This window comes from Nesterenkonia sp. K-15-9-6, assembly GCF_052656005.1.
Genome location: NZ_JBQYEY010000046.1, coordinates 1 through 6,835 on the forward strand (window position 1 = coordinate 1; position 6,835 = coordinate 6,835).

6 protein-coding genes and 1 pseudogene are annotated in these 6,835 nt (G+C 62.8%); 2 read left to right on the forward strand and 5 right to left on the reverse strand.

Annotated elements, in window-relative coordinates:
- The first annotated feature begins 700 nt into the window (after positions 1-700).
- Positions 701-1,989, forward strand: a protein-coding gene (locus tag SD455_RS16400) for an IS3 family transposase (protein ID WP_445508726.1) whose coding sequence is annotated in 2 segments (ribosomal slippage) — positions 701-974 and positions 974-1,989 — 1,290 coding nt in all. Because the reading frame shifts where the segments join, the coding sequence is not laid out codon by codon here.
- Positions 1,990-2,046: 57 nt separating this feature from the next.
- Here the strand turns inward: SD455_RS16400 and SD455_RS16405 are convergent.
- From SD455_RS16405 to SD455_RS16425, 5 genes are all read right to left on the reverse strand, one after another.
- Positions 2,047-2,325 carry a metal-sensitive transcriptional regulator gene (locus tag SD455_RS16405; protein WP_070158848.1) on the reverse strand — a complete coding sequence of 93 codons (279 nt, stop codon included), beginning with the start codon at positions 2,323-2,325 and terminating at the stop codon, positions 2,047-2,049.
- Between the two features lie 72 nt (positions 2,326-2,397).
- On the reverse strand, positions 2,398-2,757 hold the full coding sequence (locus tag SD455_RS16410; RefSeq protein ID WP_070158847.1) for a thioredoxin family protein: 360 nt from the start codon (positions 2,755-2,757) through the stop codon (positions 2,398-2,400).
- Positions 2,758-2,774: 17 nt separating this feature from the next.
- Complete coding sequence (locus tag SD455_RS16415; protein WP_070158846.1) at positions 2,775-3,539, reverse strand: sulfite exporter TauE/SafE family protein; 765 nt, start codon at positions 3,537-3,539, stop codon at positions 2,775-2,777.
- A gap of 7 nt (positions 3,540-3,546) precedes the next feature.
- The gene (locus tag SD455_RS16420; RefSeq protein WP_070158845.1) at positions 3,547-4,128 is read right to left on the reverse strand and encodes a rhodanese-like domain-containing protein; all 582 of its coding nucleotides are present in this window, start codon (positions 4,126-4,128) and stop codon (positions 3,547-3,549) included.
- Positions 4,129-4,157: 29 nt separating this feature from the next.
- Positions 4,158-5,543, reverse strand: coding sequence for an MBL fold metallo-hydrolase (locus tag SD455_RS16425; protein WP_445508727.1), 1,386 nt, complete (start codon positions 5,541-5,543; stop codon positions 4,158-4,160).
- Between the two features lie 214 nt (positions 5,544-5,757).
- Between SD455_RS16425 and mobF the strand changes: the two are divergent.
- Positions 5,758-6,783: pseudogene (mobF, locus tag SD455_RS16430) on the forward strand (MobF family relaxase); the annotation flags it as partial.
- Between the last annotated feature and the right edge of the window lie 52 nt (positions 6,784-6,835).

A 6,835-nucleotide genomic window follows, 5' to 3' on the forward strand; every position in this document is an offset into this window, starting at 1 on the left:
GATTACCATCCTGCGGGCGGGAGTCCGTTCGTTTTCTCATCGCCCCGCCGGCTCCGACAACCTCATGCCCCACAACAACTAGCGTGGGCGGCGCGCGGCTGATGGTTCTGTCGCGCAAGATCACCACCAACCTGAGATTCGCGCTTACACGACCGCCTGAGCCCAGGCCGAGAAACAAGGGAGCATCATGACTTTAGACGGACGCAAACTGATTGTCGTAGGCGGCACCAGCGGCATGGGCCACGCCATCGCCGAAACGGCCGCTTCTCAGGGCGCAGATGTGACCGCCATCAATCTGGGCATTCCCTCCGCGCTTCCGCCGGAAGGCCCATAGCTTCCAGATCGGAGATATTAGCGGAGTAGGGGCCATCCCGCCTCCGTGCGGTCAAATACAACGACTAAGACCCAGTGCTGACCTGAAGAACTCCCAATCGGTCACTCGCGATGCTTCTTCGCATTCCCGATGCGCTCCGTTCGGCACCTCTGCCGGTGGATGGAGCCGTAGCGCAGGCTCCCCCAGGAAGCTTCAGAAGCACCCAAGTGTGCCCCGGCTCCCGCCCGAGCACGAAAAGGCCCCAGGTCGGAAGTGCTCCGACCTGGGGCTTCCCAGGTGAGGTCTGCGCCCCAGGGCCCATCTGCGGTGACATGAACCGGCCCAGGTTTGATGCCGCTGCTGTTTAAGTCCGGAAGGATAGACAGTATGCCGAAGAAGATCGATCCCCAGCTGCGCGCGAGGTGCGTGCGACTCGTGCGAGAGCACCAGCAGGAATACCCCACCCTGACCGCTGCAGTCACTGCGGTTGCACGCCAAGAGAACGTCTCGCGCGAGTCCGTGCGGCGGTGGCTGTCCCAAGCCGAAGTCGACGACGGAACCCGTCCCGGGGTCACGAGTGAGGAATCCGCTGAGGTCAAACGCCTCAAGGCCGAGAACCGGCGGCTGCGGGAGGACAACGAGATTCTCCGCAGAGCCTCGATTTTCTTCGCGGGGGAACTCGACCCCCGCAACCGCTGACCTGCGCTTTCATCGATGAGATGAGAAGCGAGGGCCACGCAGTCGAGTCGATCCTTCGCGTCCTGCGCCAGCAGGGTCTGGGGATCGCTGCGAGGACCTACCGGGCCTGGAAGAGCCCGGTCCGGATCGCTGCCCGCACTGTCACCGATGCCTTGGTCGAGGACAAGATCCGCGACCTGGCATGGACGTTCAACGAGGTCACCGGGCAGATCCAGATGACTCCGGAGGGCCTGTATGGCCGACGGAAGTGGGTGGCCCGAATCCGCCAGGAGCCCGGGCTCGCTGGGACCTCCCGCGGGGCGGTGGATCGCGCGATGCGCACTCTTGGGCTCGAGGGCGTTCGGCGAGCGAAGAAGCTGCGCACCACCATCCCTGATCCGGACGGGAAACGAGCCGGTGACTTGCTCAACCGTGACTTCACTGCCCCGGCGCCGAACCGGGTGTGGGTCACGGACTTCACTTACGTCCGCACCTGGGCGGGGTTCGTCTATGTTGCGTTTGTCCTGGACGTCTTCGCCCAGCGGATCGTGGGCTGGCACGCCAGTTCCAGTAAGAAGGTCGACCTGGTGATGACCCCTCTGCAGATTGCTCTGTGGCAGCGCGAGCGGGAAGGGAACCCTGTCTCACCTGGAGGTTTGATCCATCACAGCGATGCCGGGTCGCAATACACAGCGATTCGTCTGACTGAGCACCTCGCACTTGAGGGCATCTCGCCATCGATCGGAACTGTTGGCGACGCCTACGATAACGCCCTGATGGAGACGATCAACGGGCTCTACAAAGCCGAGTGCATCCGCACCACCGTGTTCCATCCCGGCGCTTATCGGACCCTCGCCGACGTCGAGTACGCAACTGCCGGCTGGGTCGACTGGTATAACAATCGGCGACTCCACGGCACCCTCGGGATGCTCACCCCGATAGAGTTCGAGAAGCTCCACAATCAGGCCCTCACACGAGAGCCCGAACCCGCAAAGTAGCGGCATCGAACCTGGGCCGGTTCACCATGCGCCCCTCAAGGTTTGGGTGCCCTTGTGTCACGAGAGGGTGAGGAAGAGTTTTTCGAGTTCCTCCACGGTGAGGCCGTCTTCGTCTTCGGCGGCCGATTCTGGGTCTGTGATGCAGTACTGCATGGCACCGGAGACGATCATGAAGCCAGCACGGTCAAGAGCTGTGGAGACCGCGGCCAACTGGGTGACGACCTCGCGGCATGAGCCGTTGTTCTCCACCGAGTTGATGACCGAGTCCAGCTGGCCTCGGGCGCGCTTGAGCCTGTTGATGATCTTGCGCTGGGTCTCGGGGTCTGCGTTTCGCATGTGGGTCCTTCCGGTGCCTTGGATCAGAGAACACGACGAATAATGGTCCCATGTTTCTGGGCAGAAGAAGGGTCAGCCGGAAGCGAGCTGAGACCGGACTTCGCTCATATCTAGGGTTTTGACGGACTGGATGAGTTCGTGGAGCTCCGTTGGAGCCAGAGCCCCGGACCGTGAGTACACCAGCACCCCGTCGCGGAACGCCATCAGGGTAGGTATTGAGGTGATCTTCGCAGCTGAGGCCAGGGCTGGTTCGGCCTCGGTGTCGACTGAGGCGAAGGTGATCTCTGGATATTCGGCGGCGGCACCTTCGAAGACCGGGGCGAAGGCGCGGCACGGGCGGCACCAGTCGGCCCAGAAGTCCACCAGGACGATGCCATCCTGGTGGATACTGCTGGTGAAGGTGTGCTGGTTCAGGGCATGGACAGTCGTCATGATGAAGTTCCTTCTGTTCAGGTGAGTTCCAGGGTGAGTACAAGCCCACCCATGATCAGGACAAAGATTCCGAAGGCCTTGCGCAGACCATCCTCTGGAATGCGATCGGTGAACCGCGACCCCAGCAGTGCGCCTGCGACGGCTGCTCCGGTGACCAGCAGGATCAGCGGCCAATCCAGGCTGATAACAGTCAGGTAGCCCCCTAGGCCGGCCACTGATTTCATGGTGATCACCAGCAGGGAGGTGCCCACCGCTGCGGACATGGGCAGGCCAGCGAGCAGGGCCAAGGCGGGAACCACGAGGAAACCGCCTCCGGCGCCCACCATGCCCGTCACCAGGCCGACGATTAGCCCGTCGGCGAGGACGCGCCACCTGCTCAGGGAGGGCTTCTTCCCACCCGGAGAGGATGCGGGGACGGCCTTCCGGCGGCGTAGCATGGCCGCTGCGGTGACCAGCATCATCAGAGCGAAAGCGATCATCAGTACCGTTCCGGGGATCCGGCCGCCGATCAGCCCGCCGGCGAAGGCGCCGAACATGCTGGCGGCGCCGAACAGCGCACCGATCCTCCAGCGAACGTTGCCGCGGCGTGCATGGCTGATCAGGCTCACCGCTGAGGTGACAGCGACTACGAACAGCGAGCCCGCCACTGCTTCCCTCGGCTCCATCCCGGCCACATAGGCCAATAGCGGGACCGCCAGGATGGAGCCGCCACCGCCCAGCAGGCCCAACGAGACACCGATCAGTGCCGCCAGGGCGAGGACGAGCAGACTCAGAGATTCCATGGGGGTCTCAGAGTGTGCCGGTGATGTCAGGAATATCCCGAAGCGCGGACTCCAGGGTGGGGTCTGCTGCGGTTCTGTTCCAGGGCATCCGGCTCAGCGCGTAGGACATGCCGCAGGTATTGGTTGCGGCGGCGAAGATCAGCCCGGAGCCGACGCCGAAGGAGAGCCACTTCAACTTCGGGCTGACGAAGTGGCTGGCGAGGATGCCCGTAGTCACCAGGACCCCGGCCCCCATGCGGACCTGCCGCTCCATCTCCCACCGTGGGGTTCCCCGCAGCAGCTCTCCGCCTGCCTGCACATAGGCATTGATGCCGCCGTTGAGCATGTGGAGACGGTCAGCCCCCGCTTGGGACAGGGCCTGTGCGGCCTGCTGGCTGCGTGCACCGGATTGACACAGCAGCATGACCTCGCCAGGCAGCGAGGAGGCCACTGCAGAGGGGTTCTTCTGCAGCAGGTCCAGCGGAAGGTTTCGTGAGCCCTTGATATGAGCAGCTTCGAATTCTGCAGGTGTGCGGACATCGATGAGTACTTGAGGTGCAGAGGGGTCGCCCTGAAGCAGATCCTCAGGGGCACAATATGTGACAGTCATGGTCAGCCTTTCGTCAGTGGGGTGTGAGCTCAGCGGCCCTGATGCTCGAGCCAAGCGTTGTAGCTGCCCTCCAACTCGAGGACCCGGTAGCCCTCTCGACGAAGGGCGCTGGCCGCGACGGAGTTGCGCTTCCCGGATTGGCAGTAAGAGATGATCGTGGCGTCCTTCGGCAGCTCGTCCAGGTGCCAGAGGACCTTGCCGGCGCTGAGGTTCTGCGCCTTGGGGATATGGCCGCTTGCGTACTCAGAGGCGTTGCGAACATCGAGCAGCACATCCGCCTCGGCGACGGCGAGCTCCTCAGGGGCGAGGGTTGCAGGGGCGAACCTCGGGAGGCCGTCGAGGCTGCTGATGTAGCCGGCATGCTGATCAATCCCGACTCGGATCAGGTGGGCCCGCAGTCGGTGCGCCTCATCCTGGTCGGCGGCCAGCAGCACCAAGGGGCGGCTCTCCCGTTCTGGGTCATAGGCCCAGGCACCGAAGCTGGCAGGCTTATCACTGGGGATATTCAGAGCCCCGAGCGCGGTCCCGGTATGCACCTGCTGGTGGGGGCGGGGGTCGATCACGATGAGCTCATCGGTCTCGACTCCGGCCGCAACCTGATGGGTCGGAAGTTCCTCGAGGTCTGATAGCTGGCCCAGAATCGCAGGGCCGGTCTTGTTCTGCCGCTTCATCCGCCCGAAATAGGCGTGGGCATCCGGCTGGCCTTCCAGAAGCTGCTGGACGAATCCAGCCTCGTCATCGTTGTCAAGATAAGGTGCCCACCAGGCATTGGCCCGTTCATAGCCCACTGTCGTGGCCGGAAGGGCACCCAGCGATTTCCCGCAGGCGCTACCGGCACCATGACCGGGGTAGACCAAGACGTGGTCTTCCATCTCAGTAAAGACATTCTTCAGGCTGTTGAAGAGCTGCTTCGCTCCCGCATATCGAGTATCGACACCGCCGGCAGCCTCATCCAGCAGATCCGGCCGCCCGAGCTCCCCGGCGAAAACGAAGTCGCCCGAGAGGATGTATCCCGGCTGATCGCTGAACGCACCATCAGTGATCTCGAAGATCAGGTGTTCCGGGGTATGGCCAGGGGTATGCCGAGCCCTGATCGTGATGTTTCCAATAGCGATCGCATCGCCGTCATAGAGGCGGTGGGCGTCGAATCCGTATTGCCAATCATCGTCCCCTTCACCGGAGACATAGAGCTCAGCGCCCGTCGCCGAAGCCAGCTCTCGACTTCCCGAGAGATAGTCGGCATGGATATGGGTCTCGGTGACGGCCACGATCTTCATCTCGTGGCGTCGAGCAAGTTCCAAATACTCAGCGATGTCACGGCGTGGGTCGACCACCACCGCCTCATTCTCAGCCTGACAGCCGATCAAGTAGCTGGCCTGTGCCAGGTCTTCGTCATAGATACGTTCCAGTAGCATTGCGCCTCCCATGAATAGCTCCTGTATACCCCCGGGGGTATATAGAGCATCCTGACATATACCCCCTGGGGTATGCAAGGAAGGTTTCTTCATCCCCGAGGATTCGGTCGGTGCACTACCCACCTGAACGACCACGCCTCTTGCAGATCGAGGGTGGGCCTGTGCCATCCAGGTGTTTCGCTGCCCACCTGATCATCGAGAGGCGGTGGTCTTGGTGACGGTATCGATGCGGGTCATGTCGGCTGGTGATGGGTATAAGTACCTGCTGCGGACGGTGGCCGCTGGGGATGGTGACCGGTCGTTGTCTACTCCGTTGACCCGGTACTACGCGGAGGAAGGTACCCCGCCGGGGCGATGGCTGGGTACCGGCGTCCGTGGGCTGGGGGATGGGCGGATCGGTGTGGGTGATGAGGTCTCTGAGGCGCAGCTTCAGCTGCTGGTGGGGATGGGTCGTGACCCGGTCACCGGTGAGCCGTTGGGGAAGGCGTATCCCCAGTACAAGTCCACCAGTGAGCGGATCGAGTCCCGTATCGCCGGACTGGAACCGGGTTTGGGTCCGGCTGCCAGGGCTGAGGCGGTCGCTGGGATTGAGGCCGAGGAAGCCGCCCGCAGCCGTCGTCGTGCGGTGGCGGGGTTCGATTTCACGTTCTCGGTGCCGAAGTCTGCCTCGGTGTTGTGGGCGGTTGCTGATGCTGGGACTCAGGCGTTGATTGCTCAGGCTCATCATGCTGCGGTTGCAGAGGTGGTTGCATTTATGGAGTCCGAGGTTGCAGCCACCCGCACCGGTGCAACCGCAAGGGACGGGGCGGTTGCACAGGTCGATGTGACCGGGCTGATTGCTACCGCCTATGACCATTACGACTCCCGGGCCGGCGACCCTCACCTGCACACCCATGTGGTGGTCTCCAATAAGGTCCAGACAGTGCTGGATGGGAAGTGGCGCTCCCTGGACGGAAGACCCCTGCACGCATCAGTGGTCGCGTTATCGGAGATGCATGAGGCAATCTTCGCCGACCACCTCACCCGAATGCTCGGGGTGGGGTGGGAGTGCCGAGAGATGGGGAGGGACCGCAACCCCTCCTGGGCCATCACCACCGTCCCCGAAGACCTGGTTTCTGAGTTTTCGACCAGGAGTAGGCATATCGACGCCGAAACCGACCGACTCATTGAGAACTACGTCACCCAGCACGGGCGCAGACCTGCTCCGGCGGCGATGGGTCTGCTGAAGGTTCGGTTGACTTCCTGACTGCTCGAGCGAGCAGAGAGGATAGTCACTATGCCGAAGATCTACT

Coding starts and splice junctions, on each gene's coding strand:
- SD455_RS16405 (WP_070158848.1), bottom strand. CDS start 2,325: ATGCGAAACGCAGACCCCGAGACCCAGCGCAAGATCATCAACAGGCTC.
- SD455_RS16410 (WP_070158847.1), bottom strand. CDS start 2,757: ATGACGACTGTCCATGCCCTGAACCAGCACACCTTCACCAGCAGTATC.
- SD455_RS16415 (WP_070158846.1), bottom strand. CDS start 3,539: ATGGAATCTCTGAGTCTGCTCGTCCTCGCCCTGGCGGCACTGATCGGT.
- SD455_RS16420 (WP_070158845.1), bottom strand. CDS start 4,128: ATGACTGTCACATATTGTGCCCCTGAGGATCTGCTTCAGGGCGACCCC.
- SD455_RS16425 (WP_445508727.1), bottom strand. CDS start 5,543: ATGCTACTGGAACGTATCTATGACGAAGACCTGGCACAGGCCAGCTAC.